The organism is Rhodococcus sp. DMU2021 (assembly GCF_019641445.1).
In the GTDB taxonomy this organism is placed as follows: domain Bacteria; phylum Actinomycetota; class Actinomycetes; order Mycobacteriales; family Mycobacteriaceae; genus Rhodococcus; species Rhodococcus pyridinivorans.
Window position 1 is genome coordinate 57849 of record NZ_JAIFKB010000004.1, and the last position, 25818, is coordinate 83666.

At 68.1% G+C, this 25818-nt stretch carries 26 protein-coding genes and 1 pseudogene; 21 read left to right on the forward strand and 6 right to left on the reverse strand.

The genetic code is table 11. The annotated features are described in order from the left end of the window. Positions 1-101: 101 nt before the first annotated feature. From K3M35_RS08560 to K3M35_RS08580, 5 genes are all read left to right on the forward strand, one after another. Complete coding sequence (locus K3M35_RS08560; RefSeq protein WP_006550764.1) at positions 102-431, forward strand: helix-turn-helix transcriptional regulator; 330 nt, start codon at positions 102-104, stop codon at positions 429-431. Positions 432-793: 362 nt separating this feature from the next. Further along, entirely contained in the window at positions 794-1006 is a 213-nt protein-coding gene (locus K3M35_RS08565; RefSeq protein WP_019290577.1) for a hypothetical protein, read from the forward strand. Between the two features lie 56 nt (positions 1007-1062). Beyond that, positions 1063-1956, forward strand: coding sequence for a MoxR family ATPase (locus K3M35_RS08570; RefSeq protein ID WP_006550765.1), 894 nt, complete (start codon positions 1063-1065; stop codon positions 1954-1956). Beyond that, positions 1953-3065: a VWA domain-containing protein gene (locus tag K3M35_RS08575; protein ID WP_006550766.1), complete on the forward strand. Its 1113-nt coding sequence runs from the start codon at positions 1953-1955 to the stop codon at positions 3063-3065. The genes K3M35_RS08570 and K3M35_RS08575 overlap by 4 nt, the downstream gene beginning before the upstream one ends. Further along, on the forward strand, positions 3058-4200 hold the full coding sequence (locus K3M35_RS08580; RefSeq protein WP_220666292.1) for an XdhC/CoxI family protein: 1143 nt from the start codon (positions 3058-3060) through the stop codon (positions 4198-4200). Before K3M35_RS08575 ends, K3M35_RS08580 begins: the two co-directional genes overlap by 8 nt. Here the strand turns inward: K3M35_RS08580 and K3M35_RS08585 are convergent. Continuing rightward, positions 4188-4507, reverse strand: a pseudogene (locus K3M35_RS08585) (SDR family oxidoreductase); the annotation flags it as partial. The gene K3M35_RS08580 and the pseudogene K3M35_RS08585 sit on opposite strands and share 13 nt — an antisense overlap. A gap of 172 nt (positions 4508-4679) precedes the next feature. Here K3M35_RS08585 and K3M35_RS08590 point away from each other — a divergent pair. The 4 genes from K3M35_RS08590 to K3M35_RS08605 are packed head-to-tail and all read left to right on the forward strand — an operon-like array spanning position 4680 to position 9334. Further along, positions 4680-5168 carry a (2Fe-2S)-binding protein gene (locus K3M35_RS08590; protein WP_006550769.1) on the forward strand — a complete coding sequence of 163 codons (489 nt, stop codon included), beginning with the start codon at positions 4680-4682 and terminating at the stop codon, positions 5166-5168. Between the two features lie 2 nt (positions 5169-5170). Then, entirely contained in the window at positions 5171-7570 is a 2400-nt protein-coding gene (locus K3M35_RS08595; protein WP_220666293.1) for a xanthine dehydrogenase family protein molybdopterin-binding subunit, read from the forward strand. After that, complete coding sequence (locus K3M35_RS08600; RefSeq protein WP_019290574.1) at positions 7567-8421, forward strand: xanthine dehydrogenase family protein subunit M; 855 nt, start codon at positions 7567-7569, stop codon at positions 8419-8421. The genes K3M35_RS08595 and K3M35_RS08600 overlap by 4 nt, the downstream gene beginning before the upstream one ends. Before the next feature lie 55 nt (positions 8422-8476). Continuing rightward, positions 8477-9334: an SRPBCC family protein gene (locus K3M35_RS08605; protein ID WP_220666294.1), complete on the forward strand. Its 858-nt coding sequence runs from the start codon at positions 8477-8479 to the stop codon at positions 9332-9334. A gap of 71 nt (positions 9335-9405) precedes the next feature. Here the strand turns inward: K3M35_RS08605 and K3M35_RS08610 are convergent, their stop codons facing one another. Beyond that, complete coding sequence (locus tag K3M35_RS08610) at positions 9406-10329, reverse strand: LysR family transcriptional regulator (RefSeq protein WP_006550773.1); 924 nt, start codon at positions 10327-10329, stop codon at positions 9406-9408. 287 nt (positions 10330-10616) lie between these two features. On the opposite strand from K3M35_RS08610, the gene K3M35_RS08615 reads away from it, so the two are divergent. From K3M35_RS08615 to K3M35_RS08650, 8 genes are all read left to right on the forward strand, one after another. Then, positions 10617-12692: an ATP-binding protein gene (locus K3M35_RS08615; RefSeq protein ID WP_220666295.1), complete on the forward strand. Its 2076-nt coding sequence runs from the start codon at positions 10617-10619 to the stop codon at positions 12690-12692. Between the two features lie 48 nt (positions 12693-12740). Further along, entirely contained in the window at positions 12741-13634 is an 894-nt protein-coding gene (locus K3M35_RS08620) for an amidohydrolase family protein (RefSeq protein ID WP_024102444.1), read from the forward strand. Positions 13635-13840: 206 nt separating this feature from the next. Then, the gene (locus tag K3M35_RS08625) at positions 13841-14341 is read left to right on the forward strand and encodes a cysteine dioxygenase family protein (RefSeq protein ID WP_220666296.1); all 501 of its coding nucleotides are present in this window, start codon (positions 13841-13843) and stop codon (positions 14339-14341) included. Positions 14342-14424: 83 nt separating this feature from the next. Then, positions 14425-15336: an ABC transporter substrate-binding protein gene (locus K3M35_RS08630; protein ID WP_220666297.1), complete on the forward strand. Its 912-nt coding sequence runs from the start codon at positions 14425-14427 to the stop codon at positions 15334-15336. A 16-nt stretch (positions 15337-15352) separates the two neighbouring features. Beyond that, positions 15353-16462, forward strand: coding sequence for an ABC transporter ATP-binding protein (locus K3M35_RS08635; protein WP_220666298.1), 1110 nt, complete (start codon positions 15353-15355; stop codon positions 16460-16462). Continuing rightward, a complete protein-coding gene (locus tag K3M35_RS08640; protein ID WP_220666299.1) occupies positions 16459-17103 on the forward strand; it encodes an ABC transporter permease in 645 nt (214 codons plus the stop codon). The genes K3M35_RS08635 and K3M35_RS08640 overlap by 4 nt, the downstream gene beginning before the upstream one ends. Then, the gene (locus K3M35_RS08645) at positions 17100-17774 is read left to right on the forward strand and encodes an ABC transporter permease (RefSeq protein WP_006550780.1); all 675 of its coding nucleotides are present in this window, start codon (positions 17100-17102) and stop codon (positions 17772-17774) included. The genes K3M35_RS08640 and K3M35_RS08645 overlap by 4 nt, the downstream gene beginning before the upstream one ends. 96 nt (positions 17775-17870) lie before the next feature. After that, positions 17871-18344 (forward strand): hypothetical protein, encoded by a 474-nt coding sequence (locus K3M35_RS08650; protein ID WP_019290568.1) that lies wholly within the window; start codon positions 17871-17873, stop codon positions 18342-18344. A 301-nt stretch (positions 18345-18645) separates the two neighbouring features. Here the strand turns inward: K3M35_RS08650 and K3M35_RS08655 are convergent, their stop codons facing one another. After that, positions 18646-19518 carry an alpha/beta fold hydrolase gene (locus K3M35_RS08655; RefSeq protein WP_041803497.1) on the reverse strand — a complete coding sequence of 291 codons (873 nt, stop codon included), beginning with the start codon at positions 19516-19518 and terminating at the stop codon, positions 18646-18648. A gap of 208 nt (positions 19519-19726) precedes the next feature. After that, positions 19727-21001 carry a glutaminase gene (locus tag K3M35_RS08660; RefSeq protein ID WP_024102450.1) on the reverse strand — a complete coding sequence of 425 codons (1275 nt, stop codon included), beginning with the start codon at positions 20999-21001 and terminating at the stop codon, positions 19727-19729. Between the two features lie 85 nt (positions 21002-21086). Here K3M35_RS08660 and K3M35_RS08665 point away from each other — a divergent pair, with 85 nt between their 5' ends. Beyond that, entirely contained in the window at positions 21087-21770 is a 684-nt protein-coding gene (locus tag K3M35_RS08665; RefSeq protein ID WP_006550784.1) for a hypothetical protein, read from the forward strand. Here the strand turns inward: K3M35_RS08665 and K3M35_RS08670 are convergent. Both K3M35_RS08670 and K3M35_RS08675 read right to left on the reverse strand, forming a co-directional pair. Next, positions 21763-22257 carry a hemerythrin domain-containing protein gene (locus K3M35_RS08670; RefSeq protein ID WP_006550785.1) on the reverse strand — a complete coding sequence of 165 codons (495 nt, stop codon included), beginning with the start codon at positions 22255-22257 and terminating at the stop codon, positions 21763-21765. The genes K3M35_RS08665 and K3M35_RS08670 overlap by 8 nt on opposite strands. 70 nt (positions 22258-22327) lie before the next feature. Continuing rightward, entirely contained in the window at positions 22328-23185 is an 858-nt protein-coding gene (locus K3M35_RS08675; protein ID WP_024102452.1) for a LysR family transcriptional regulator, read from the reverse strand. 84 nt (positions 23186-23269) lie between these two features. On the opposite strand from K3M35_RS08675, the gene K3M35_RS08680 reads away from it, so the two are divergent. The 3 genes from K3M35_RS08680 (at position 23270) to K3M35_RS08690 (ending at position 25815) form a co-directional block, all read left to right on the forward strand. Then, positions 23270-24259, forward strand: a complete 990-nt coding sequence (locus tag K3M35_RS08680; RefSeq protein ID WP_220666300.1) for a bile acid:sodium symporter family protein — start codon at positions 23270-23272, stop codon at positions 24257-24259. A gap of 67 nt (positions 24260-24326) precedes the next feature. After that, the gene (locus K3M35_RS08685; RefSeq protein ID WP_024102454.1) at positions 24327-24515 is read left to right on the forward strand and encodes a hypothetical protein; all 189 of its coding nucleotides are present in this window, start codon (positions 24327-24329) and stop codon (positions 24513-24515) included. 82 nt (positions 24516-24597) lie between these two features. Next, positions 24598-25815 carry an alpha/beta fold hydrolase gene (locus K3M35_RS08690; protein ID WP_220666301.1) on the forward strand — a complete coding sequence of 406 codons (1218 nt, stop codon included), beginning with the start codon at positions 24598-24600 and terminating at the stop codon, positions 25813-25815. The last annotated feature ends 3 nt before the right edge of the window (positions 25816-25818 follow it).

A 25818-nucleotide genomic window follows, 5' to 3' on the forward strand; every position in this document is an offset into this window, starting at 1 on the left:
CTGTGTCCGTAGACACAGATTTATTATGGACCTGTGGTAAGGTTCGGTCAAGTCGCGGGTGACCGCAGCGCGACCCGAGAAGACCGACTCCGGAGGAAACGATGACGCCAGATCCGTTACGCGCCCGGCGCGGGGTCTACGGCATCTCGGTGGCCGCCGAACTGTCGGGACTCGACCCGCAGACCTTGCGCCTGTACGAACGCCGAGGGTTGCTGAACCCCGCACGCACAGCGGGTGGGACGCGCCGCTACAGCGACAACGATCTCGAGATCGTCCAACGGATCGTCGAACTGGTGGGCTCCGGAATCAATATCGCCGGAATCGCCCGGATCCTCGAACTCGAGGCGAACAACGCGGCCCTCAAGGAGGACAACGACCGTCTGCGCTCCACCCTGGACAGCAGACCCCCTCCCCCGCCGCATACTTCCTAGACCTCCTCTACCTGTGCAAACAGCAGAAAGACCGGGCCGGTTCAGTAGAACCGGGCTAAGATTCAAGAACGCCTCAGAGGTGCGTAGGAGTGCGTCCGCCAATGACGCACCGATAGCAATAAGGGGTGACCTCAGTGCGCAATGCACAGCACGATTCACCGAATACCGGACAGAGACAGCAGGACATGGCATCCCGGCCCAATCACATCGCAGACGACACGATCCGCTGGCCCGATCCGAGCCCGCTGGACGGATGGTGGGCCCGCGTCATGGGCAAGTCGGTTCCCTGAGAGGAACCGGCACGATCCGACCATTCCACGACATCGATTCGCGGATACCGAGTTGTTGATATCGAGGTGGACATGACGCCGCACCGCGACCCGATCTCCGGTGGCCGGTGGGTCTTCCGTTGCGACCATTGCGATCACTGCTACCGCACTGCCGCACAGAGCAAGCTGCAGGCAGAGCTCTATGCCCAGATGAACGGCTGGGCCATCCATCCGACGACGTTGTGCCCCGGATGCGCAACACTGTTCACCGGCGAGTTCGCGCCGCTCGCGCACGCCGACGGTTGATCCGATAGTTGTCGCAGTCGCCGGTCGGGAAGCGGGTGAGCATCTAGGCTCGCTTCATGACCGGCGACGCAACACGTATCGATTCACCCGAGAAACTCTCGGCTGCTCTCGAGACCACGGGATATCTCGCCGACGACGGACTGGCGACCGTCGTCTTCCTTGCGATGCGTATGGGCCGGCCGCTCTTCTGCGAAGGCGAACCCGGAACCGGGAAGACTTCGCTCGCAGCGGCTCTCGCTCAGGCCCTGGATCTGCCGATGGTCCGGTTGCAGTGCCACGAGGGCATCGACGCCTCGCAGGCCCTCTACGACTGGGATTTTCCCCGGCAGTTGCTCCATCTGCGCTCGCTCGAAGCGGCGAGCGACGGTGTGCTCGATGCGGACACCGCCGAGCGTTCCCTCTACACGGAGCGCTATCTCCTCGTCCGCCCGTTGCTGCAGGCGCTCACCGACTCACCGTGCGTGCTGCTCGTCGACGAAATCGACCGCGCCGACGACGAGTTCGAGGCCTTCCTACTCCAGTTGCTCGACGAGAACGCGGTGACGATCCCCGAATTGGGCGAGATCCGCGCGGAGGTCCCACCGCTGGTGGTGCTCACCTCCAATCGGACCCGCGAGGTGCACGACGCACTCAAGCGCCGCTGTCTGTACCACTGGGTGGAGCATCCCGATCTCGAACGCGAGGTCGCGATCCTGCAGCGGCGGCTGCCCGGTCTGGGGCACCCGCTCGCCGAACAGATCGCCCGCGCGGTGCGCTCGTTCCGCGAACAGGACCTCCTGAAGCCACCGGGGATCGCCGAATCCCTCGACTGGGCGCGCGCACTGGTCGCCCTCGACCGCGACGTCCTCGACGCAGCGACCGCTGCGGCGACACTCGGTGCCGTACTGAAGTACCGCGAGGACATCGACCGGGTCACCCGCGCCGGACTCGACCTCTCGAGGGCCGGATGACGACCGCCCCCGGACCGGTCGCCGGGTTGGCCGGCTTCTGCCGCGCCCTCGCCGCCGCCGGTCTGCCCGTCGCCCTCGACGCCACCGCCACCTATCTCGACGCCCTCGCACACGTCGACGTCGGGGATCCCGTGCAGGTCTATTGGGCAGGCCGCGCCACGCTGTGCCGCACACCGGACGACACGGCCCGCTACGACGTGGTCTTCGTCCACTGGTTCGGCGACACCGTCCCCACCGGCTCGCGTACCCACGGGCAACGCACCCGCACCGCACGGATCGCCGCGCTGTCCCGCAGCGAGGGCGCCGAGGGCGATTCCGGTGACGACGCGCCACGCCTGCAGGTCGCGGCGGACGACACCGACGTCCTCCGGCACCGCGACGTGGCCGAATTGACGACCGCCGAACGCGCTCACCTCGCCGAACTGCTCGCGCGGTTGCAGCCCCGACCCCCGACGCGTCGGGGATTGCGGTCGAAGCCCTCCCGCCGCGGGCCGGTGGACCCGCGGCACACCCTGCGCGACATGCTGGCGGGCGGAGGCGAACCCGTCCGGCCGCGGCACCGGGCACGAGCGACGAGACCGCGCCGGGTGGTGTTGCTGATCGACGTGTCCGGCTCGATGAGTCCCTACGCCGACGCGCTCCTGCGGTTCGCGCACGTCGTCACGCGTGCCGCGCCGTCGTCCACCGAGGTGTTCTCCCTCGGCACGCGGCTGACCCGCCTGTCGCGTGCGCTGCGTGCCCGCGACCCGCAGATCGCGCTCGCCGGGGCCTCGCGTGCGGTACCGGACTGGGCGGGCGGGACACGTCTCGGCGACACGCTCGGCGCGTTCCTGGACCGCTGGGGGCGCAGAGGTTTCGCGCGCGGCGCGGTGGTGGTGATCTTCTCCGACGGCTGGGAGCGCGGCGACACCTCGCAGCTCGGGGAACGCATGGCGCAGCTGCATCGCCTCGCGCACCGCGTGCTGTGGGTGAACCCGCACGCCGGCGGCGCCGGATACGAACCGATCCAGTCGGGTATCTCCGCGGCCCTGCCGCACATCGATCGTCTGCTCGCGGGACACAGCCTTGCGACACTGGAAGAACTTCTCGAGGAGGTTCGGCGTGCGTGAAATTCTGGACGAGCTCGACCGGCGGTACCGGGACGGGGAGGCCGTCGCGGTAGGCACCGTGGTCTCGACTTTCCGTTCGGCGCCCCGGGGGCCGGGTGCATCGATGCTGGTCGCGCAGGACGGCACCGTCACCGGCAGCGTCTCGGGCGGGTGCGTCGAAGGCGACGTCTACGAACTCGGCCGGTCGGTCATCGACAGCGGGCAGCCGGTGCTGCAACGCTACGGGGTCTCCCACGACGACGCGTTCTCCGTCGGCCTGACCTGTGGCGGCATCATCGACGTCTTCGTCGAACGGATCGACGCCGCGTCCTTCCCCGCCTTCACCGACCTGCTCGACTCCGTCCGCGCGGGCGAACCCGTCGCGCTCGCGACCGTCACCGCCCATCCCGACCCGGCGTTACGGGGACGACGGATGGTCGTGTGGCGCGACCGCGCCGACGGACAGCTCGCCTCGTCCCGCATGTACGACGCCGTCGTCGACGACGCGCGCGGCCTGCTCGAGGTGGGACGCTCGGGCACCCTTCACTACGGCACCGACGGTGAGCGTCGCGGCGAGGGGATGTCGGTGTTCGTCAACGTCTTCCAGCCCCCGCCGCGGCTGATCGTGTTCGGGGCGATCGACTTCGCGTCGGCGATGGCCCGGCTCGGCTCGTTCCTGGGCTACACGGTGACGGTGTGCGACGCGCGCGGGGTGTTCGCCACCGAGGCCCGCTTCCCCGGCGCCCACGAGGTGATCGTCGACTGGCCGCACCGCTATCTCGCGGCCGAGGCCGAGGCCGGACGTGTGGACGCCCGCACCGTCATCACGGTACTCACCCACGACCCGAAGTTCGACGTGCCACTCCTCGAAGTCGCCCTACGGCTCGACGTGGCCTACGTCGGGGCGATGGGGTCGCGCCGCACACACGACGACCGGATGGAGCGTCTGCGGGAGACGGGACTGACCGAGGAGGAACTGGCGCGCCTGTCGTCGCCGATCGGTCTGGATCTCGGGGCCCGCACCCCGGAGGAGACCGCGGTGTCGATCGCCGCGGAGATCATCGCGCTGCGCTGGGGCGGGGGCGGCGGCCGCCTCGCGGAGACACGCGGACCGATCCACGCCCACGAGGAGCACATCGGCGCTCAGAAGTACTGAGCACCACCGTCGATCGCGAAGCTCTGGGCGGTGACGAAGACGGACTCGTCGGACGCGAGGCGACCATGTTCGCGATCTCGTCCGCCTCGGCCATGTACTTGTTCAGGAAGGGCATGGTCATGCCGCCGAGCCGGGGGTTGCTCTCGGCGGTCTGGGCGATGCGGTCGCGCATCGAACCGGATCCCATCGGGGTGTTCACCGCGCCCGGGTGGATGCTGTCGACCCGGATGTCGTGCTGTCCGAGTTCGGCGGCGAAGGCCCGCGCCATCCCGACGAGGGCGTGCTTGCTGGTCGTGTAGTGCACCAGATGTTCCTTGGCGCCCTCCGCCTGGACCAGCCGGCGTGTCTCGTGACGATCCCGCCTCCGATCGACGCGAGCCCAAAGGCGATTTCGGCGATTCGGGTCCTTTCGACGCGCGATATGCAGCAGAGTGTCAGTGATCTGTATCACTGCGCTACGCGAGGCACTTGGAGGATCGATGCGCATCACTGTCACCGTAGACGGAACGCAGTACACGGACGACGTGGAACCGCGACTGCTTCTCGTCCACTACCTCAGAGATCGACTCGGGAAGGTGGGCACGGTGGTCGGCTGCGACACGAGCAACTGCGGCGCCTGCACCGTGTTGCTCGACGACCGCAGCGTCAAGTCGTGCTCGATGCTCGCGGTACAGGCCGACGGACACTCGGTCACCACCGTCGAAGGGCTCACCACGAACGGCAGCCTGCATCCGGTCCAGGAGGCGTTCCGCGAGAAGCACGCCCTGCAGTGCGGCTTCTGTACGCCCGGGATGATCATGGCGACCATCGACCTGCTCTCCGAGAACTCCGATCCGAGCGACGAGGACGTACGGCACGGTCTCGAAGGAAATCTGTGCCGCTGCACCGGATACCAGAACATCGTGGCCGCTGCGCGTGACGCCGCTCAGCGACTGCGCGAGAACCCGGCCGCCACGCAGGAGGTATGACGATGACGAGCACCGTGGATCCCACCACCGACGAGGGCACCGGCGAATCCGAACTCGGCCGGGCACGCCGCCGCAAGGAGGACGAGCACCTCATCACCGGCCGCACGCGCTGGACCGACAACATCGTGCTCCCTGGGATGCTGCACGCCGCGATCCTGCGCAGCCCGATCGCGCACGCCCGCATCACCGGACTCGACGTCTCCGAGGCCCGGGGCAAGCCGGGGGTCGTCGCCGTCTACACGGGCGCCGACCTCGCCGAGGAGCAGGGCAGCCTGCCGTGCGCGTGGCCGATCACCGAGGACATGAAGACCCCGAACGCCCCGGCCCTGGCCGTCGACACCGTGCGGTTCGCGGGTGAGGCCGTCGCAGTCGTGGTGGCCCGCAGCGCATACGAGGCCCACGATGCCCTCGACGCGATCGACGTCGACTACGAGGACCTGCCGGTCGTGCTCGATCTCGAGAGCGCGGCGCAGGACGGCGACCTCGTCCACCCCGATCTCGGCACCAACGTCAGCGCGACATGGGTGTTCGACTCCACCGAGGCCGGCAGCGGCGGCAACGTCGAGGACGCGATCCGCGACGCGGAGGTGGTCGTCGAACGGACCTTCCGGCAGCAGCGGCTCATCCCGGCCTTCATGGAACCGCGATCGGTCGTCGTCGACCCCACCGCCTCGCAGATCACCATGTGGTCGGCGACCCAGGTCCCGCACGTGCTGAAGCTGATGCTCGCGATGACCCTCGGTCTCCCCGAGCACAAACTGCGCGTCATCGCCCCCGATGTGGGCGGTGGTTTCGGCGGCAAGCTGCAGGTCACGCCGGAGGAGGTGCTCACGCTCCTCATCGCGCGTCGCCTACACAAGCCCGTCAAGTACACCGAGACGCGCAGCGAGTCGATGCTCGCCGCGCACCACGGCCGCGACCAGGTCCAGAAGCTGACCCTCGCCGCGCGCCGCGACGGCACCGTCACGGGCCTGAAGGTGGAACTGCTCGCCGATATGGGCGCCTACCTGCGTCTCGTCACCCCGGGTGTGCCGATCCTCGGCGCGTTCATGTTCAACGGCATCTACAAGTTCGACTCGTACCGGTTCGCCTGCACCAACGTGTTCACCAACAAGGTGCCCACCGACGCCTACCGCGGCGCCGGACGCCCCGAGGCCACCTTCGCGATCGAACGCATCATGGACGAGCTCGCCGTCGAACTGTCCATGGATCCCCTCGAGCTCCGCGAGAAGAACTGGATCAAGCACGAGGAGTTCCCGTTCGACACCGTCGCGGGCCTGACCTACGACTCGGGCAACTACGAGGCCGCGACCGCCAAGGCCCGAGAGTTGTTCGACTACGACGCATTACGGCGCGAGCAGACCGAACGACGCGAGCGCAACGACCCGGTGCAGCTCGGTCTCGGTGTCTCCACGTTCACGGAGATGTGCGGCCTGGCCCCGTCGCGGGTGCTCGGTTCACTCTCCTACGGCGCCGGCGGCTGGGAGCACGCCGCGATCCGCATGCTCCCCACCGGCAAGGTGGAGGTCGTCACCGGTTCGTCCGCCCACGGTCAGGGCCACGAGACGGCGTGGAGCCAGATCGTCGCCGACCGGCTCGGAATCCCGTTCGAGGACATCGAGATCCTGCACGGCGATACGCAGAGTTCACCGCGCGGTCTCGACACCTACGGCTCCCGCTCGCTCGCCGTCGGCGGCATCGCGGTCGTGAAGGCCGCCGAGAAGGTGGTCGCCAAGGCCCGGCCGATCGCCGCACACCTGCTCGAATGTTCCGAGGACGATCTGGATTTCGAGGCAGGACAGTTCCGCGTCAAGGGCACCTCGAAGTCCGTCGGGCTCACCGACGTCGCGCTCGCGGTGTTCGCCGCGCACGACCTGCCCGACGGTGTCGAACCGAACCTCGACTCCGAGGCGACCTACGATCCCGACAACTTCTCGTTCCCGCACGGCACCCACCTGTGCGCCATCGAGGTCGACACCGAGACGGGGCACGCGCGGATCCGCAAGTACGTGTGCGTCGACGACGTCGGGCACGTCGTGAATCCGCTCATCGTCGAGGGTCAGGTGCACGGCGGACTCGCCCAGGGTATCGCCCAGGCCCTCTACGAGGAAGCGGTGCACGACGAGTCGGGCACGTTGCTGAGTTCGTCGTTCGCCGAGTATCTGCTACCCACCGCGGTGGATCTGCCGCCCTTCGTCACCGATCGCACCGACACTCCGGCACCCGGTAATCCGCTGGGTGTCAAGGGTGTCGGCGAGGCAGGAACCATCGCCTCCACCCCGGCCGTCGTCAACGCCGTACTCGATGCGGTCCGGCCGTTCGGCGTCACCGACGTCGAGATGCCCTGTACACCGATGCGGATCTGGCACGCGCTCCGCGACGCCCGAGGAGGCACGAAATGATACCGGCCCCGTTCGACTACGTCGCCCCGTCGAGCGTCGACGAAGCGGTCGCCGCGCTGACCGAGGCCGGTGAGGACGCGAAGGTCATCGCCGGTGGGCAGAGCCTCATGCCCGTCCTGCGCCTGCGGATGGCGGCACCGACCGTGCTCGTCGACCTCGGCAGGATCCCCGAACTGCGGGGCATCCGCGACGACGGCGACGCCCTGGTGATCGGCGCGACCACCACCCACCACGATGTGCTGCACGACCCGCTCGTCGCAGAGCACGCACGGTTGCTGGCCGAGGCGACGGCGACCGTCGCCGATCCCCAGATCCGGCACCGCGGCACGTTCGGCGGGTCGCTCGTGCACGCCGACCCGGCCGGGGATCTCGCGGCGCCTGCCGTGGCGCTCGAGGCGACCTTCACCGTGGCCGGTCCGTCCGGGCGTCGCACCATCGCGACGGACGACTTCTTCCAGGACTTCTTCACGACCGCGGTCGAGCCCGGAGAGATCCTCGTCGAGGTCCGGATTCCCAAGCACACGGGCTGGTCTGCGCGCTACGAGAAGTTCCATCGCGCGGCCCAGCAGTGGTCCATCGTCGGGGTCGCTGCGACCCTACAGGCGTCCGGCGACACCATCGAACGGGCGAGGATCGCGCTTACTAACATGGCAGCCGTCCCGGTCCGGGCACGCGGCGTCGAGGAATCGCTGATCGGTAAGCCCGCGACGGCCGAGACGATCCGGGAGGCCGCCGAGCTCGCCACCGACGGCACGGCTCCCATGACCGACGGGAATGCCGACGCCGAGTATCGGAGCCACCTCGCCCGGGTACTCACCCGACGAGCGGTCACCACTGCCTCCGGGGTCTAGGCGTTTTCCACGCCGAACACCGAGATCCCGGACCACCTACGAACTTGAGGACCTCATGCAACTCGAACACACACTGTCCGTTCCCGCCCCGGTCGACGAGGTGTGGACCGCCCTGCTGAATCCGGAGAAGGTCGCGCCGTGCATGCCGGGTGCGACGCTCACCGGGGTCGACGGCGACACGTTCACCGGGACCGTCAAGGTGAAGCTCGGACCGGTGGCGCTCACGTTCAAGGGCACCGGCGTGTACGTCGAAAAGGACGAGACCGCCCGCCGGGCGGTCATCGAGGCCAATGCGAAGGACACCCGAGGCAACGGCACGGTGGCCGCGACCATCACCGTCACCCTCACCGGCGACGGCGACCGCACCGACGGCATCGTGAGCACCGACATGAAGATCACCGGCAAGCCCGCCCAGTTCGGGCGGGGGATGATCTCGGATGTCGGTGGGAAGATCCTCGAGCAGTTCGCGGACTGCCTGTCGAAGAAGCTCGGACCCGAAGCGACGGCCTCTTCTGTGTCCTCCTCCGCGGCGGCCACTGAGGCAGCCGAGTCGCAGCCCAACGAGTCCGTCCCGGCGAGCCCACCGCTCACCGCCTCGGGTTCGGGCGACGAGCCTGCCGGTGGAGCATTCGTCGGGTCCGGTGCCGGGGATGACGACTCCGCGCAGACGCGGCCGAACGAGTCGGTTCCACCCAGCCCGGTGAGCGCCTCACCGGCACCGGCGATGACCTCGACGCCTCTCACGCCATCGACGACTCCCTCCCCGGCCGCGCCCCCGCAGCCCGAGGCCGAACCGCTCGACCTCATGCAGTACGCGAAGGGATCGGTCGCGACGCGGGTCGCGCCGGTCGGAGTGGTCGCGATTCTCGTCGTGGTCATCGCGGTGATCCTCCAGCGTCGATCGGGACGCTGACCTCGTCGGATCCACTCGAACGCTGCGGATCGAACCCCGTCGAACGGGCCGGTCCGCAGCGTTCGTCGTCGTCAGCCTGCCTGTGCTGCGACGCGGCGACGTCCGATCGGGTCGAGCTGCGCACGGAGCCAGGCGTGCGCGGGATCCGCATCGCGCTCGGCGTGCCAGACCGCGAATTCGCGCAGGGGCGGCAACTGGAAGGTCGGTTCCAGGATGCGCAGGAACGCCATCTCGGCGAGGTGCCGGGCCAAGCGCTCGGGCAGGAACGTGACCATGCGGGTGTTCTCCAGGGCGTACGGAAGCACCGCGAGGTTGCCGCTGGTCGCGCCGACCTGGGCCACCGCCCCCGCACGCAGCAGAGCGCGGCCGAGGTTGGTGTCGTCGGAATACTGCGCGTAGGACAGCAGCGGGTAGCGGCCGAGCACTTCGCGGGTGAGCTTGGTGCCGGTGTACGGGTGGCCGGACCAGACCGCCCCGACGAGTCTGTCGGTCAGCACGACCTGCCTCCGGCAGCTCTCGAACTCCGGGGATTCGAGCACGTGTTCCGGTAGCACCGCGAGATCGATCTCGAACCGGCGGAAGGCATCGAGACCGGCACCGTTGAACGGCAGCAGATCGAAACGGATGCCGGCCGGGGTGCTCCCCCGGACCAGCAGACGCAGGAGGGTGATCGCGGCGTAGTCGCCGGTCATGATGGTGAAGGTGCGTGAATCCGTCGCGGGATCGAAGCCGGGCGCAGCCAGTACCGAGCGCTCGAGGGTCCGCAGCACCTCGCGGAGCGGTTCGACGATCGCCTGGGCGCGCACGGTGGGACGCAGTGTGCGGCCGCTCTTCACGAGAAGCGGATCGTCGAATTGCTTGCGCAACCGGGCGAGAGCCGTACTCGTCGCCGGTTGCGACATGTTCAGTCGCCGCGCCGCGCGCGTGACATTGCGTTCGGAGAGCAGGACTTCGAGGACGACGAGCAGGTTGAGATCGACCCGTCGCAGATCCATGCGCCCCCCTGACATCGAAACCCGGCGGAACGGGAAATTCCGGCGGCATCGTAGCGCACGACCGTGATGTATACACAAGATCGAATACCAGCTATCGGACTTGGACGGCGATCTTGTGAGCGCAGCGAAGTACTACCTACTCTGACCCACGTCCTGACGGCAGCGAACCGTGATTCGCCCTGGCCCGAATTTCCAAGGCGAAGTTCTTTACTTGCCGAAGTCCAGTTTCGGCCGGCCGCCGACTCAGGCAGGTAGAGAGGCTCGGGGGGCGAAACGTTGTGAGTGTCATGAGGAAATTCCGGCAGTACACGCCGGACAACTGGCGTCTGTGGCGCAGGATGACCGCGGTCGTCGCCGTCCCCATCGTCGCAGCGACCCTGTACGGCTCGCTCCGCGTCTACGACCTCTACCAGGAGAACGACGCCTACAGCGCCGCCGCCGAGAACGTCTCCATCCTGCCGACCCTCGCCGACTACGCCACCAGTGTCACCGGCGCCGCGGCAGCGACGATCCTGTCACTGCCCGTCGACAACGGCGCCCAGGTCGCCCGCGAATCCGCCGCGACGCTGCGCGACCACATCGACGCGAAGGATCTCGATCCGCAGATCGCGGCGATGATCAACCGCATGCTCGCCGAGGGCGAGAGCCTGCTCGACAGCGCGTCGTCGGGAACCCTGGCGCCGACCGTGGCCAGCGAGCGCGCCGAAGGATTCGTCAGCCGCGCCCAGGCTGCCTACCGCGCCATCACCACCACCACGGACGACCCCACCGTCCAGCGCGAGAGCGCGACACTTCTCGACCTGTGGGACACCCAGTGGTCCCTGCTCGACCAGGTCCTCGCATACTCCGCGCTGAGCGCCGGAACCGACGGTGCCCTGCTCATGTGGAACAACGCCCTCGGTGTCGAGTCCGCGCGACTGGCCGTCCTCCGTGACACCTTCGTCGAGAACGAGACCGCCGACTCCTCCCGGGTCGACGGTCTGATGACCCAGCTCGAGAATCGCCGCAGCCTCACGGCCAACCTCGACAACGAAGCGGGCAACGTCGCCGCTCTGCGCGGGTCGCTCTTCGAGAGCCTCATGATCTACCAGGAGGAGGTCGCCGGTTCCGCGACCCGAGCCGTGGCCGCCCTCGACAACCTCGCGGCCGAAGCACGCACCGAAGCCCTCAAGAACGCCATCGGTGTCGCGATCATCCTCGCCCTCGCCCTCGCCCTGGCGATCGTGATCGCGATGTCGCTCGTCCGGCCGTTGCGCCGACTGCGCGACGACACCCTGCGCACCGCCGAACAGGATCTGCCCGCCGCACTCGCTGCGATCAAGGACGGCGCCGAGATCGAATCCGTCACACTGGATCCGATCCGCGTCTACACCCGCGAGGAGATCGGCGAGGTGGCGCGCGCCGTCGACAGCATGAACGAAGGTGCCCTACGTCTGGCCGGCGAGCAGGCCCAGCTGCGCCGGCAGGTCAACGAGATGCTCGAAACGCTCGCCCGCCGCAACAAGACGCTCGTGGAACAGCAACTGGCGCTGATCGATTCGCTCGAACACGAAGAGCGCGACCCGACGCGTCTGCAGAACCTGTTCGCGCTCGACCACCTCGCCGCCCGCATGCGGCGCACGGGCGACTCGCTGCTCGTCCTCGCCGGTACCCGCCAGCGCCTCGGCCGCGTCCCCGACACACCGCTCGTCGACGTCCTGCGCGCATCCCTCTCGCAGGTCGAGAACTACCAGCGCGTGAACATCGGAAATGCGCCGGACGGCAATCTGGTCGGCAGCGCCGTCACCGACGTCGTCCACATGATCGCCGAGCTCCTCGACAACGCACTGCGCGCCTCACCGCCCGAGAGCACCGTGGCATTCGCGTTCTCCCGCGCCGTCGACGGCGGCCTCCTCCTCGAGATCGCCGACCGTGGAATCAGTATTCCCGCAGATGAACTCGCCGACATCAACATGCGGCTGGGTTCGGACGGCGAAGCCGGATCCGGCGCCGCACGGCGAATGGGTCTGTTCGTGGTCGCGCGCCTCGCCGATCGTCACGACATCACGGTGCGTCTGCGTCCGACCTTCGACTCGTCCACCAATGCCGGCATCACTGCGAGCATCTACCTGCCGACCAGCCTGCTCAAGGGAACCGGCAGGAACCACGACGATCCGTACCGGATCGATCGGCCGCGCCGCCTGCCCGATCCCCCATCGGAGTACGGCGAGCAGTTCCACGCCGACCCGGCATCCGGATCGCAGCCGGTGGTCGGAAGCCGTCACTCGGCACCCACCCCCGCTCTCGCGACGCCCGGGACGAGTCCGGGTATCCGGCGCGGACAGCTGCACGAACGATGGGTTCCCCGCGGCGCGGGACAGTAGGCGACGCGGACAACGGACAGCGGGCGGGCGGTCTGCCATCCTGACGGCATGACCGTTCCCCGCGTCGACGTCCACCAGCACGTCTGGCCGGCACCACTCGTCGCTGCGTTACGGGCACGCACCCGTGCGCCGCGGCTCGTCGGATGGACGCTGTACCTCGGCGGCGAACCCCCGTACGAGGTGCGACCGGAGGATCACTCGATCGCCCGGCGGGCCGAGCTCGCGGCGCAGGACGGCATCGACTTGGCGCTGGTGTCGTTGTCGAGCCCGCTGGGGATCGAAACGCTTCCCGCAGCCGACGGGGCCGGCCTGCTCGACGCCTACCACGAGGGAGTGCTCGCGCTGCCGCACCCGTTCGGGGCGTGGGCGGCAGCGTCGGTCGACGATCCCGATCCCGCGGCGCTGCGCGAGGTGCTCGGGGCGGGATGCGTCGGTCTCCAGCTTCCCGCCACCGCGTTGGCGGATGCCGACGGCTACGCGCGGTGCGCCCCGCTCCTCGACGAACTCGACCGCGTCGGTGCTCCCCTGTTCGTGCATCCCGGGCCCGCCGCGGCCGATCCGTCGGCTCCGCCGTGGTGGCCGGCGATGGTGTCGTACGTGGCGCAGATGCACACCGCGTGGTTCGCCTGGCACGAGTACGGGGCCCCTCGCCTCCCCGGACTGCGCGTGGGGTTCGCGATGCTCGCCGGGCTCGCGCCGCTGCACGCCGACCGGATGGCCGCGCGCGGCGGACCGGCGACGGTCCCGTCGGCCGGAGTGTTCGTCGACACCTCGTCGTACGGTCCCGAGATCGTCGAGGCCGTGGCGTCCGGACTCGGCCCCGACCGCGTCGTGCTCGGTTCGGACCGCCCGTACGCAGCACCGTTGCTGTTCGGCGACGCGCGCGACGAGCCCGTACGGCGACGCAATCCGGCCCGGTTGTTCCGAACGTCACACGAGTGAAAATCTTGACAGTGCCGCATCCGGCCGCTGAAGTGAGCGACATGCGTCTTCCGGCGACCCTGCGGCATCGCAGGCTTCATGTGGACTACGTCCGCATCGCCGGTGGTTTCTGTGGTTGTCGCGCCTGTCGTTGATCCCGGCCCGACCCACTTCCCCTGCCCGGACGACCCTACGATCCCGTCCGGCTCCCGTTTCGAGGAACCACGATGGCTGCTGCCCTTCTGTCCCCCTCCGTGCGCGTCGATCTCGCCGAGATCGTCCGTGACATCGCCGCGGACGTCTCCCGCTGGCGGCCGCTCGTCCGCTTCGACGAGACCGAACGCTGGTACACCCGGCTCGCCGTCGCCGACGACTACGAGGTGTGGTTGCTGAGCTGGCTTCCCGGGCAGCGCACCGGGATCCACGATCACGGTGGGAGTGCCGGTGCATTCGCCGTCGCGCAGGGACAGGTCCGGGAGGACACCGTCGACCAGCCGTGGTCGGAAGATCTTCCCGGGCAACGCGTGACGCTCTCCCGCACCCGTCTGTCGGCGGGTGCCGCGCGTCGATTCGACGGTCGGCACGTGCACGAGGTCGTCAACGACGGTCCCGTCCCGGCGGTGACCGTGCACGCCTATACCCCCGCGCTGGACTCGATGAGCCGATACCGTCTCGAGAGCGGCATCCTCGCCCTCACGACCTCGGAGCGTGCCGGCGACGACTGGTGATCCACTCGTGACAAATCCGGCACAGTGGGTATCCGCCGGGATAGAGTCGAAAACCGACCGTGCCGCATCCGAGGGAGCAACCCGTGAAACGCTTCGCACGCACCACCGCGCTTCTCGCCGTGTCCGTATTCGCCCTGGCCGCCTGTTCCGGCGGCGGAGACGAGGATCCCCTCGCCGGAGACACAGCGGACGGAGGCGCGATCGTCGTCGGTTCGGCGAACTTCCCGGAGAACGTCCTGCTCGCGGAGATCTACTCGCAGGCGCTCGAGAGCACGGGGGCGGAGGTCACCCGCCAGTTCAACATCGGCAGCCGCGAGATCTACTACGACCAGGTCGCCTCGGGTGCCATCACGCTCGTCCCGGAGTACAACGGCGCACTGCTCGCGCGGGTCGACCCCGACAGCACCGCCTCGACGACGGAGGACGTCAATGCGGCCCTGTCCGAAGCCCTTCCGGACGGGCTCGAGATCCTGGCCTCCGCCCCCGGTGAGAACAAGGACGCCCTCGTCGTCACCGAGGAGACCGCGCAGCGCTACAACCTTGTGAGCATCGCCGATCTCGCGCCGGTCGCCGGCGAACTCGTCCTCGGCGGACCGCCCGAGTTCGAGACGCGTCAGCAAGGTGTCGTGGGTCTGCGTGAGGTGTACGGGGTCGAGTTCCGCGAATTCGTCCCCACCGACACCGGTGGCCCCATCACCATCCGCGCGCTCTCGGACGGCACCGTGCAGGCCGCGAACATCTTCACCACCGATCCGTCGCTGAGCACCGAACCGTTTGTTGCGCTGGAGGACCCGGAATCGGTCTTCGGAGCCCAGAACGTCATCCCGCTGGTGCATCGCGCCGATCTCGACGACGACCACGTCGCGAAGATCGACGCCGTGTCCGACAAGCTCACCACCGACACCCTCGTCGTCCTGGTCGGACAGGTGGTCACCGACGGTCGCGACATCGACGTCGTCGCCGAGGAGTGGCTGCAGCAGAACGATCTGAACTGACGGAAGTCGGTGCCACGTGATCACATTCGACAACGTCGGGAAGCGTTATCCCGACGGGACCGTCGCCGTCGACGGACTCTCGCTGGAAGTCCCGACGGGCACCCTGACGGTGTTCGTCGGGCCGTCGGGGTGTGGGAAGACCACCTCGTTGCGCATGATCAACCGGATGGTCGAGCCCTCGAGCGGGCGTGTGCTCCTCGGGGGCCGCGACGTCCGGGACGAGGATCCCCGGATCCTGCGCCGCGGCATCGGATACGTCATCCAGCACGCCGGGCTGTTCCCCCATCGCACAGTGATCGACAACGTCGCCACCGTGCCCCGGTTGCTCGGCGCGAGCCGTAAGGAGGCCCGCGCGACCGCAATGGACGTGCTCACCCGAGTCGGCCTCGGAAAAGAACTGGCGCAACGCTATCCTGCTCAGCTGTCCGGCGGGCAGCAGCAGCGTGTCGGTGTGGCACGCGCGCTGGCGGCCGATCCTCCGATCCTGTTGATGGACGAGCCGTTCTCCGCGGTCGATCCCGTGGTCCGCAAGGATCTGCAGGACGAACTCCTGCGCCTGCAATCGGTGCTGGCCAAGACGATCGTGCTCGTCACCCACGACATCGACGAGGCGATCAAGCTCGGCGACCGCGTGGCCGTCCTGCGGCCGGGCGGGGTGCTCGCCCAGTACGCGACTCCGGAGGAGCTTCTCACCTCCCCCGCCGACGATTTCGTCGCCGGATTCCTCGGCGTCGACCGCGGTGTGCGACTCATGTCGTTCTTCTCGTCCGCCGACCTGCCGTTGCGCACCGATCCGATCGTCACCCGCGATGCCGCCGAACTCGCCGTCGGCGACGGCTGGCTTCTCGTCGTCGACGACGACGGACGCCCGACGGGGTGGCGAGACGGCAGTGCCGATGCGGAATTCCTGCCGGCCGGAAAGCCGTTCGTTCCCGGGCGGGATCCGCTGCGCGTCGTGCTCGACGCGGCCGTGCTCTCACCGTCGGGCCATGCCGTGGCGGTGGACGACGACGGACGTGCGCTCGGGGTGATCAGTGGCGAAGAGGTGACTGCGGCGGTCCGCGCGGCGCACAACCACAGGGAGGCCGGCACCCCGGCTCCGCTCGCGATGCGGAAGTTGCGGTGAGCCTGCGGATTCCCGGTTATCTCGGGACGTTCTGGGAACTGCTCGGCGATCATCTCGTCATGGCCCTCGGCGCGTCGCTGCTCGGCCTCGTCCTCGCTCTGCCGCTGGGCCTCGCGTGCGTGCGGTGGCCGCGGGTGTACGCCCCGGTGCTCGCGGTCTGCAGTGTCCTGTATTCGATTCCGTCGCTTGCCTTCTTCGTCCTGCTCATCGCGTTCACCGGGATCAGCCGGACCACCGTGATCCTTCCGCTGGCCGTCTACGCGCTGGCGGGCCTCGTCCCGAACGTCGTCGACGGATTGCGTGCTGTGCCCGACAGTGTCCGCCAGTCGGCGGTGGCGATGGGATTCTCGACGCCGCGCCGGTTGCTCACCGTCGACCTGCCGCTGGCGATCCCGGCGGTCATCGCGGGGCTGCGGGTCGCGACGGTCGCGAACATCAGCATGGTGAGCGTCGGAGCGCTGATCGGCATGGGTGCCTTCGGCGCGTTGTTCACCGCCTCGGTGCAGCTCGACCGACTCGATCTGGCGATCATCGGCATCATCGCGACCGTCGTGATGGCACTGGTCGTCGACGCGTTGCTCGTGCTCGTCCAGCGTCTCGCCACGCCGTGGATGCACCGCACCTCGAAGGTGCGCCGATGACGACGCTGCTGAACTATCTGGCCGAATACTTCGGCGACTCCGCGAACTGGTCGGGCGCGTCCGGGATCCCGACGCGACTGGCCCAGCACTTCGGCTATACCCTGCTCGCGTTCGTGATCTCCGTGCTCCTCGCGTTGCCGCTCGGCCTGTGGACCGGGCACACGGGCCGCGGCGGTGTGCTCGTGTCGCTCACAGCGAACGCCGCACGCGCCCTCCCCACCTACGGCCTGCTCGTGTTGCTGGTCGTGCTGTACGGGATCGGGCTCGTTCCGGTGATGGTGCCGCTGGTGGCACTCGCGATCCCACCCATCCTGTTGAACTCCTACGAAGGGATCCGCGGGATCGACCCGGCGCTGACCGACGCCGCCCGCGGGATGGGGATGACCTCGTCCCAGATCCTGCTGCGGGCCCAGCTGCCGGTGGCCTTGCCGCTGATCCTCGTCGGCCTGCGCACCGCCGCCGTGCAGATCGTCGCGACCGCCACGATCGCCGCGGCAGTGAGCTTCGGCGGGGTGGGAAGGCCCATCGTGGACGGTCTCGCGCGCAGCGACTACGCCCTGGTCGTGGGCGGTGCCGCCCTCGCCGGGATCTGCTCGCTGGTGATCCTCGCGCTCTTCGCGGTCCTCGGCCGACTGCTCGTCTCACCCGGCGTCCGGGCCTCGCGCGACTAGCTCCTACGACCCCTCCCTTCGGAACCGACAAACGTGTCGGTGGCCCGGAGCACACTGGAGGTAGAGACGAAGTCCTATCGAGGAGGCGCAGGTGCGATGTATGCGCAACGCGAAACCTACTTCGGCTGGACGTCTCGGCGCGTACCCCTGTACGCAGCCGCGCAGCCCACGGCATCCCCGGCCACACCGGCCGCATCCGGCCCGAGCATCCGTCCCGAGGACGAGCGCGTTCCCTCGGGCGTAACGCTCGACCGCATCCTGCCCGAGTCCGTGCTGCATGGCCGTCTGGTCGCGTATCACGACGCGGACGAGGACAGGGACTACGTGGCCGTGGCGGTCGGCGCGGTGGCGGGCGAGAACGATGTACCGGTCCGGGTGGCCGAGGAAGAGACGCTCGTCGTGTCCGCGGCCCGCAGCATGATCGATGGGATCCTCGTCGGCACGGAGAACGACGACCTCGACGAACTGGAGGTCGCCCGTCAGCTCCGCTTCGGCGGACCGGTCCGCGACCTGCTGGAATACATCGGAGCACGGTCGGTGGTGGTCGACTGGAGCCCCGCTGTGGCGTGATCCGACGGAGCCGTGGCGTGATGTGATCGCGTCCCCGTAATCGCGGATGTGTGACGCGCCGATACACACATCTGCAACGACACAGCATTCAGGTGGTACGGTCGTAGACGTCCCCGTGACCAAAACGTAATAATTCGGGGATTATCGCAGCCCTGGTGTGGGTACTCGAGCCTTCGGGTTCCACTGGGAGGGTGACCGGAAGTGGCGATGCCGGACTGACAGCTACGCCCGTCGGGGGCAGCCCGGCACCGCCACTTTCGACCCACACTCTCCGGGACCGGATTCTTCCGAGTCCCGGTTCTCAGTTCTCCGTTACCGCTGCGGCTGCGGCCGTCGCCGCCAGAGCGGCCGGCGCCTCGACCGCGAGGAGATGACCCACCTCGGGAAGCGCCACGAAATGAGCACCCATGTCGTCGGCCAGCTTGTTCAGCGCGTCCACCTGTACGAGGGGGTCCTTGCTTCCCACGACGACCTCGACCGGACGCCCGCGCCAGCGGCGCAGCACGGCCCGATCGATGCGGGGCATGTTCGTCAGCGACGTGCAATACGCACCGACGCGGCAGGACCACCGCAGGGTCTGTTCGTCGGGCCGGTAGTCGTATCCCGCGAGTGCTCGAAGGTACCGCTCGGTGTTCTCGAAGTTGGGCTCGTTGCGCCACTGCAGGCCGGGGATGAGGGCGCGGTTCCACCGGACGCGCGGGACGAGACCCAGCGGCGCCGCGATCACCAGCTTCTCGATCCGGTCAAGATCCTCCACCGCAGCGGCCACGGAGGCCGACCAGCCGAGACCGATCACGGGAATCCGCTCGACGCCGAGTGCATCGAGCACCTCGACGAGCCAGTGGCCGTAGACGCTGTGGATCCGGCTGTCGGGCCGGCTGCCCGCGCTCGCACCGGGAAGGCCCGGGACATCCACGAGCACCACCCGGTGGCGCTCGCCGAACTGCTCGGCGAGCAGACGCAGCCCCGCCGCCGGGAGATCGCCACCCGCGAGCACCACGATCGGCGGTGCGGTCGCAGGACCCGTGGTGAGCACGTAGGTGTCACCCAGCGAGGTGCGGGCGACGTGCTCCTCGACGGGACGCTCCCAGTAGGTCAGCAGTCCTGCGCACGCGTGGTGGATCACGCTGCCGTCTCCGGGGCAGCGGTAGGGCGAACGTGTCAGCAACGCCATCATCCTCCTACCCGGACGATTCCGGGGACGACGAGGGATTCACGGAACGGCATGAATGGATCTTCTTTCGTGGGGTACGAGCGTCTTTCGCCGACCAACCTCGGGCACACCGCACGACACCGTAGCCCAGTGCTCGGTGTGGACGCCACCCGTGGTTCCGGAAAACTTCACAGCCGTCCCTCACGTCACTTTCGTGCCGAATGCCCATTCACCCCTGCGCCTCCAGGTCCTCCCACGAGGTGTGAACCTGCGGTCGGAAGCCGTAGCCGGTGTCGGGTTCGGGCAGATGCCCTTCGGGGTCGATCACGACGACCTCCACGCCGTCCCGGTGGAGCCGACCGATCATCTCCAGCAACATCCTTCGGCCGACCGGCAGGATGGTACGGACGAGGGACAGGTCGAAGACCAGGCGTTTCGTCTCCACAGGCTCGTCGACCACGGCCGTCACGAGACCCTCGGAACTGGTGAACTGGAGGTCGCCCTGCAACTCGAGAAGGGTGAGAGACTCGTCACCCTCGCCGATGACATGTCTTCTGCGTAACACCGAGTGTGCGACCATCGGCGCGTCCATCAGATGCAAGTTCATGTCGCGGGAGAGACGACCGAAGGCGGCGACCCCCTGGACGCTGGTGCCGTGGTCGTCGAGGCGCGGCGAGTATGCGGCAATACCCAACTGTCCCGGTAGGATTCCTATGATTCCTCCGGACACGCCGCTCTTGGCGGGGATACCGACGGTGGAGAGCCAGTCCCCCGCCGCGTCGTACATCCCACAGGTCGCCATCACCGACAGCACCTGACGCACCACGTCCCGCGAGAAGATCTCCTCGCACGTCACGGGTTGCACACCGCCCGCCGCGAGCGTCGCGGCCATCATCGCGAGATCCTTGGTCGTCACTGTCACCGAACACTGCCGGATGTACCCCTCGACGATCTCGTCCGGATCGTCCTCGAAAACCTCGTACCCCCGAAGGAGATTGGCGATGGCGACATTGCGGTAGGAGTTCTCGAGCTCCGACGACGCGACCTTCTCGTCGATCGTCAGCTCGCGACCGGCCAGGGACGACAGCAGAGAACGGATGTCCTCCACCGAGGCCTCGGGTTGCCGTCCGTCGAGCACCAGGGCGTGTGCGGCGAGCGCACCGGCATTGATCATCGGGTTGAGCGGACGGCCCGTGTTGCGTTCGAGCGAGACCTCGTTGAACGCCTCCCCGGAGGGTTCGACATCGATCACGTCGAGCACGGCGTCGAAGCCTCTCTGTTGCAGCGCAAGACCGTAGACGAAGGGCTTCGAGATCGACTGGATCGTGAACTCGGTGTGGTCGTCGCCCACGGAGTACACCGCACCTTCGGCGGTCACGAGGGTGAGGGCGAACCGGTCCGGGTCGGCCCTCGCCAGTTCCGGGATGTAGTCGGCGAGGGCGCCCGAACTGTCGGCGCATCCTCGGAGCACTTCGGTCAGATAATCCGGCAACGGTGAACGCATGTATTCATCGTGACCGAATCGGACGCTGCCGGGGTGAGGAGTGACGAAGGCGATTGAACCGGCGGATCGCGGGTATGCCATCCCCATGACTGCTCTGTCGTCGGCGCTGTCCGTGCCGTTCCGAGTGGGATCCGCGCTGCGCGGAGCGCGCGTGTTCCACCCGCGCGGTGCGACCTTCGAAGGGGTTGCCGAACTCGAGTCGTCCTGGTGGCCGCGGCAGATTCCCCGCCCTACTCCTGTCGTCGCCCGGGTGTCGCGGGCCATCGGCACACCGGACGGCATGCCGGACGTGCTCGGTCTCGCGGTGCGCTTCGCCACGAAGACCGGCCCGTGGGACGTCCTGCTCGCATCGGCTCATCTGCCGGCCCGGGTGGCGCTGCTGCCGGCCCGTTCGTGGTCGAGTGCCCGCTACAGCACGCTCATGGCCTATCGGACCGACAGCGACCCCGCGCCGCGGTGGATCACCGCCGTTCCGCGCGGACGACAACCGTCCTCGACGACCTCCGTGCAGGCACTCGAGATACCGCTCGAGTTCTCTCTCCTGGTGGGTTCCGCCCGCGGGCCTCTGGAAGCGGCGGGACGTCTGACGCTGACTCGCCACCTGCCCGAGAAGGATTCGGAGCAGCCGTCATTCGATCCGACCGTTCACTGCCCCGGATTCGTCGATCCGTGGCCGGGATGGCTCGTCGAGACGCGGCGCGACGCCTACCGGGCGAGCCGGGCCGGACGAGGCGCCTTCCTCGCCCGGCCGCAGCACACCGTCAGCTGATCACCGCGTCGATCGTCTTCTTCAGCGCGGACGGCTGCGCCGGTGACCGCGGGGCGCCCTCCTTCATCTCGAGCATGCGGGCACCGATGTCCTGCAACTGCTTACGGCCGAGCGCCTCGCGCACCTTGGGGAACCACTCGTCCTCCTCCTCGTCGATGTGATGCTCGACGTTCTCGATGAGGACCGTCGTCTTCGCGTCGAAACGCTCTGCGTCGGGCTTCATCCCGGCCAGTTCGATGACGAGCACGTCGGCGACGTGGTGCTCCTCGTACGATTCGAGAATGTCGTCCTCGAGATCGGGGAGCAGGGAACGCACCTCGGGGTACATGCACTCGTTCTCGAGATAGGTGTGCACGGTGAGGGCTTCGATGATCTTGTCGACGATCTTGCCCTTCTCCTTCTCCCCCTCGGCCTTCCGGAAGTCGCGGAAGAGTTTCTTGATCTCCTTGTGGTCTTCCTTCAGCAACACGATCGCGTCTGTGGACACGGTTCCTCCTGCGGCGTGAACATTGCCGCCCCCAGCGGGCGTGGCACAGGAATACCCGTCCGCGACACCGTCACACGCGCACACGATCCGCATTCGCGAGGATGGCCGCCCGCAGTGCCGCCTCCGGGCCGTTGAGTACGGAACGACGCGCCATGAGCACGAACTCGATCTCACCCGCACCGGGAAGCAATCGTTGGGGATCGCGCACCGGGACGAGACCGGGTGGTGGAAGCCGCTCGGCGTGCAGCACCACGCCCAGTCCCGCGAGCGCTGCAGCACGCAGACCGTTGAGACTGTCGGTCGTGCACGCAACGCGGACACCGCGCCCACTGCGCTGGAGGACCTCGAGCGCGATGTCGCGGGTCAGGGCCGGCGACGGATAGGACACCAGCGGTGTCGGCTCGTCCGGATCGAGGACGTAATCGGGGGCGGACAGGAAGACGAGACGCTCGCTGAAGATCATTTCACCGTGGCGGCTGCCCGGTCGACGCTTGCCGAAGACCAGATCGAGCTCGTTGTCGTCGAGACGGCGCTGCAGATCCTCGCTCAGATCCACCGTGAGTTCGAGATCGATGCGGGGATGACTACGCCGGAACTCGGCGAGGATCGACGGCAGCTCGTAGAGCACCAGGTCCTCGGAGACCCCGAAACGCAGCCGGCCGCTGAGCGGCGACTCCGAGAAGTGCCTGCGGGCGGCATCGTGGCGATCGAGGATCTCGCGGGCGAAGGCGACCATGTCGGCGCCGTCCGCCGTGAGCTCGACGTTGTGCGTGTCGCGTACGAACAGGCGGCGCCCGATCTCCTTCTCGAGTCGCGCGACGTGCTGACTGACCGTCGACTGCCGCAGGCCGAGCCGCTGGGCGGCCGCGGTGAAGCTGCGCTCCCGCTCGACGGCCAGGAAGCTCCGTAGGTGCACCGGATCGAACACCACCCCATTTCATCACGAATCGCGATTACAGAAAACGTGGCGACCGTCTTCTGTAATGACATCCGGCTGCCGTACCGTCGATTCGTGCTCTCCAAGATCCCCGTGCTCGGACGGCTCGACCCGTTCCTGCTCGCCATCCTCGCCACCGTCGCCGTCGCTGCTCTGCTGCCCGCCGACGGGGTCGTACTCGACGGCGTGAACTGGGCCGCCAAGATCGCCATCGGGCTGCTGTTCTTCCTGTACGGCGCGCGCTTGTCCACGCAGGAGACCATCGAGGGTCTCGAGCACTGGCGTCTGCACCTGACGATCCTCGCCACGACCTTCGTCGTCTTCCCGCTGCTCGGTCTGGCCGCCAAGGTGCTCGTGCCGTCGATCCTGAGCGACCCGCTCTATCTCGGCGTCCTGTACCTGTGCCTGCTGCCGTCCACGGTGCAGTCCGCCATCGCGCTCGTCTCGGTGGCGCGCGGCAACATCCCCGGCTCGATCGTCTCGGCCAGCGCCTCGAGTCTCATCGGAATCTTCGCGACTCCACTGCTGGTCGCGCTGACGATGTCCACCCAGGGCGTCACCTTCAGCGGGTCGGCCGTGCTCGACATCGTGCTGATGTTGCTCGTGCCGTTCGTCGCAGGTCAGCTCCTGCGGCGCTGGATCGGCGGCTGGGTGAAGGCCCACGGCAAGCCGCTCAAACTCGTCGACCGCGGATCGATCATGCTGGTCGTGTACGTGGCGTTCAGCCGCGGCATGAACGAGGGTATCTGGTCGATGATCTCGGTCGGCCGCCTGCTCGCCCTCGTCGGTGTGTGCGCGGTGCTGCTCGCGATCGTGCTCGCGCTCACCTGGTACTCGTCGCGCGGACTCGGTTTCGAATATCAGGACCGTGTCGCGATCCTCTTCTGCGGCTCCACGAAGTCCCTCGCCACCGGTCTGCCCATGGCGATCGTGCTGTTCCCCGGCCAGCCCATCGGCCTGATCGTGCTGCCGCTCATGCTGTTCCACCAGATGCAGCTCCTGGTGTGTGCGGCTCTCGCCGGGCGGTTGGCGAAGAAGGCACCGGAGACCCTCGTAACCGTCTGACAGAGTAGCCGTCTGACAGAGCAACCACAGCGGCCCTGCCACCGCTCCGGGGCCTGGTCCTCTGCGATTGCAGCGCCACCTCACATCGGCGTCCGTCGCCGCGAACGTCGACGACCCACACGTCGCCTTCGTCCCGGTCGACGAGCCGACACCCGACGTCGATCTCCGCGCCGCATGGCGGCGGAACGATCCCAATCCGGCCGTGCACACGGTGCTCGGTCTCCTGTTCGACGAAACCGAGGGTGAAATCCGCTGATTCCGGTAGCGGTGACGTCATCGTGCCGTCACCGTGCAGGGAGAACCCCGATTCGCGAACCTCGGCTCGAAGGAGCACCGACATGGGTCTGCTGTTCCACGATCATCTGCACGACGAGTTCGGAACCTGGCCGCTGGCCTACATCCCCTACGGCGGCGCCGACTTCGGCGAGATCGCCGCAGTGGCCCGGCAGGTGGGCGACGGTGACGACGGGGACTTCTATCGGGCGTGGGTCGAGACCGGGGACCGTCTCGTCGCCGAAGCGGAGTCCTGCGCGACCGCCGGGCACGACGACTCGGCACGCGAGCTGTTCCTGCGGGCGAGCGCCTACTACGCGACCGCCTACCACCCGCTGTACGGATCTCCCGTCGACCCACGTCTGATCGCCGCCTTCGACAAGCAGGTCGCGGCCTTCGATGCCGGGCTGGCGATCGGGGACACACCCGTCAAGGCTGCCAGGATTCCGTTCGAGGACACCACGCTTCCGGGCTACCTGATTCCCGCACCCGGCCACGAGAACAGCGTGCGGCCGCTCATCGTCTTCACCAACGGATACGACGCCACGATCACCGACATGTACTTCGCATCGGCCGTGGCAGCGCTGCGACGCGGCTACCACTGTCTCCTGTTCGACGGACCGGGCCAGGGCGAGATGCTCTACAAGCAGAAGATGCCGATGCGTCCGGACTGGGAAGTGGTCGTGCGCGCGGTGATCGATCATGCGACGGCCTCCCCCATCGTCGACCCCGAACGCATCGTCCTGAGCGGATGGAGTCTCGGTGGGTATCTCGCGCCGCGCGCAGCATCCGGTGAGCATCGTCTGGCCGCGGTGGTCGCCGATCCCGGTCAGTGGAGCGTCGCGGCCGGCACCCGGGCCCTCGGGGCAGCATTCGGCCTCTCCCCCGAGGTCCTCGACGATCCTCTCTCGATGAGCGCACAGGACGCCGATACGATCATGGCTGCGGTGCAGTCGGATCCGTCGCTGCGCTGGAAGATCGTCGCCCGTGGATTCTGGGTCAACGGAGTCTCGGACATCCGGGAACTGTTCGCGGAGATGAACGCGTACACGCTCGACGAGGTCGGGGAGCGTATCTCGTGCCCGGTCGTGGTGACCGCCGCCGAGAGCGATGCCCTCGCGCGCGGTGCAGGAACGTTCGGCGATCGATTGGGCGACAAGGTGACCCTCATCCCGTTCACCGACGCCGAGGGTGCGGGTGGGCATTGCGAGATGGGCAACCGCACCCTCCTCAACAGGCGGGTTCTCGATCGGCTCGACGAACTCCTGGCCCGCACGCCCTGACGA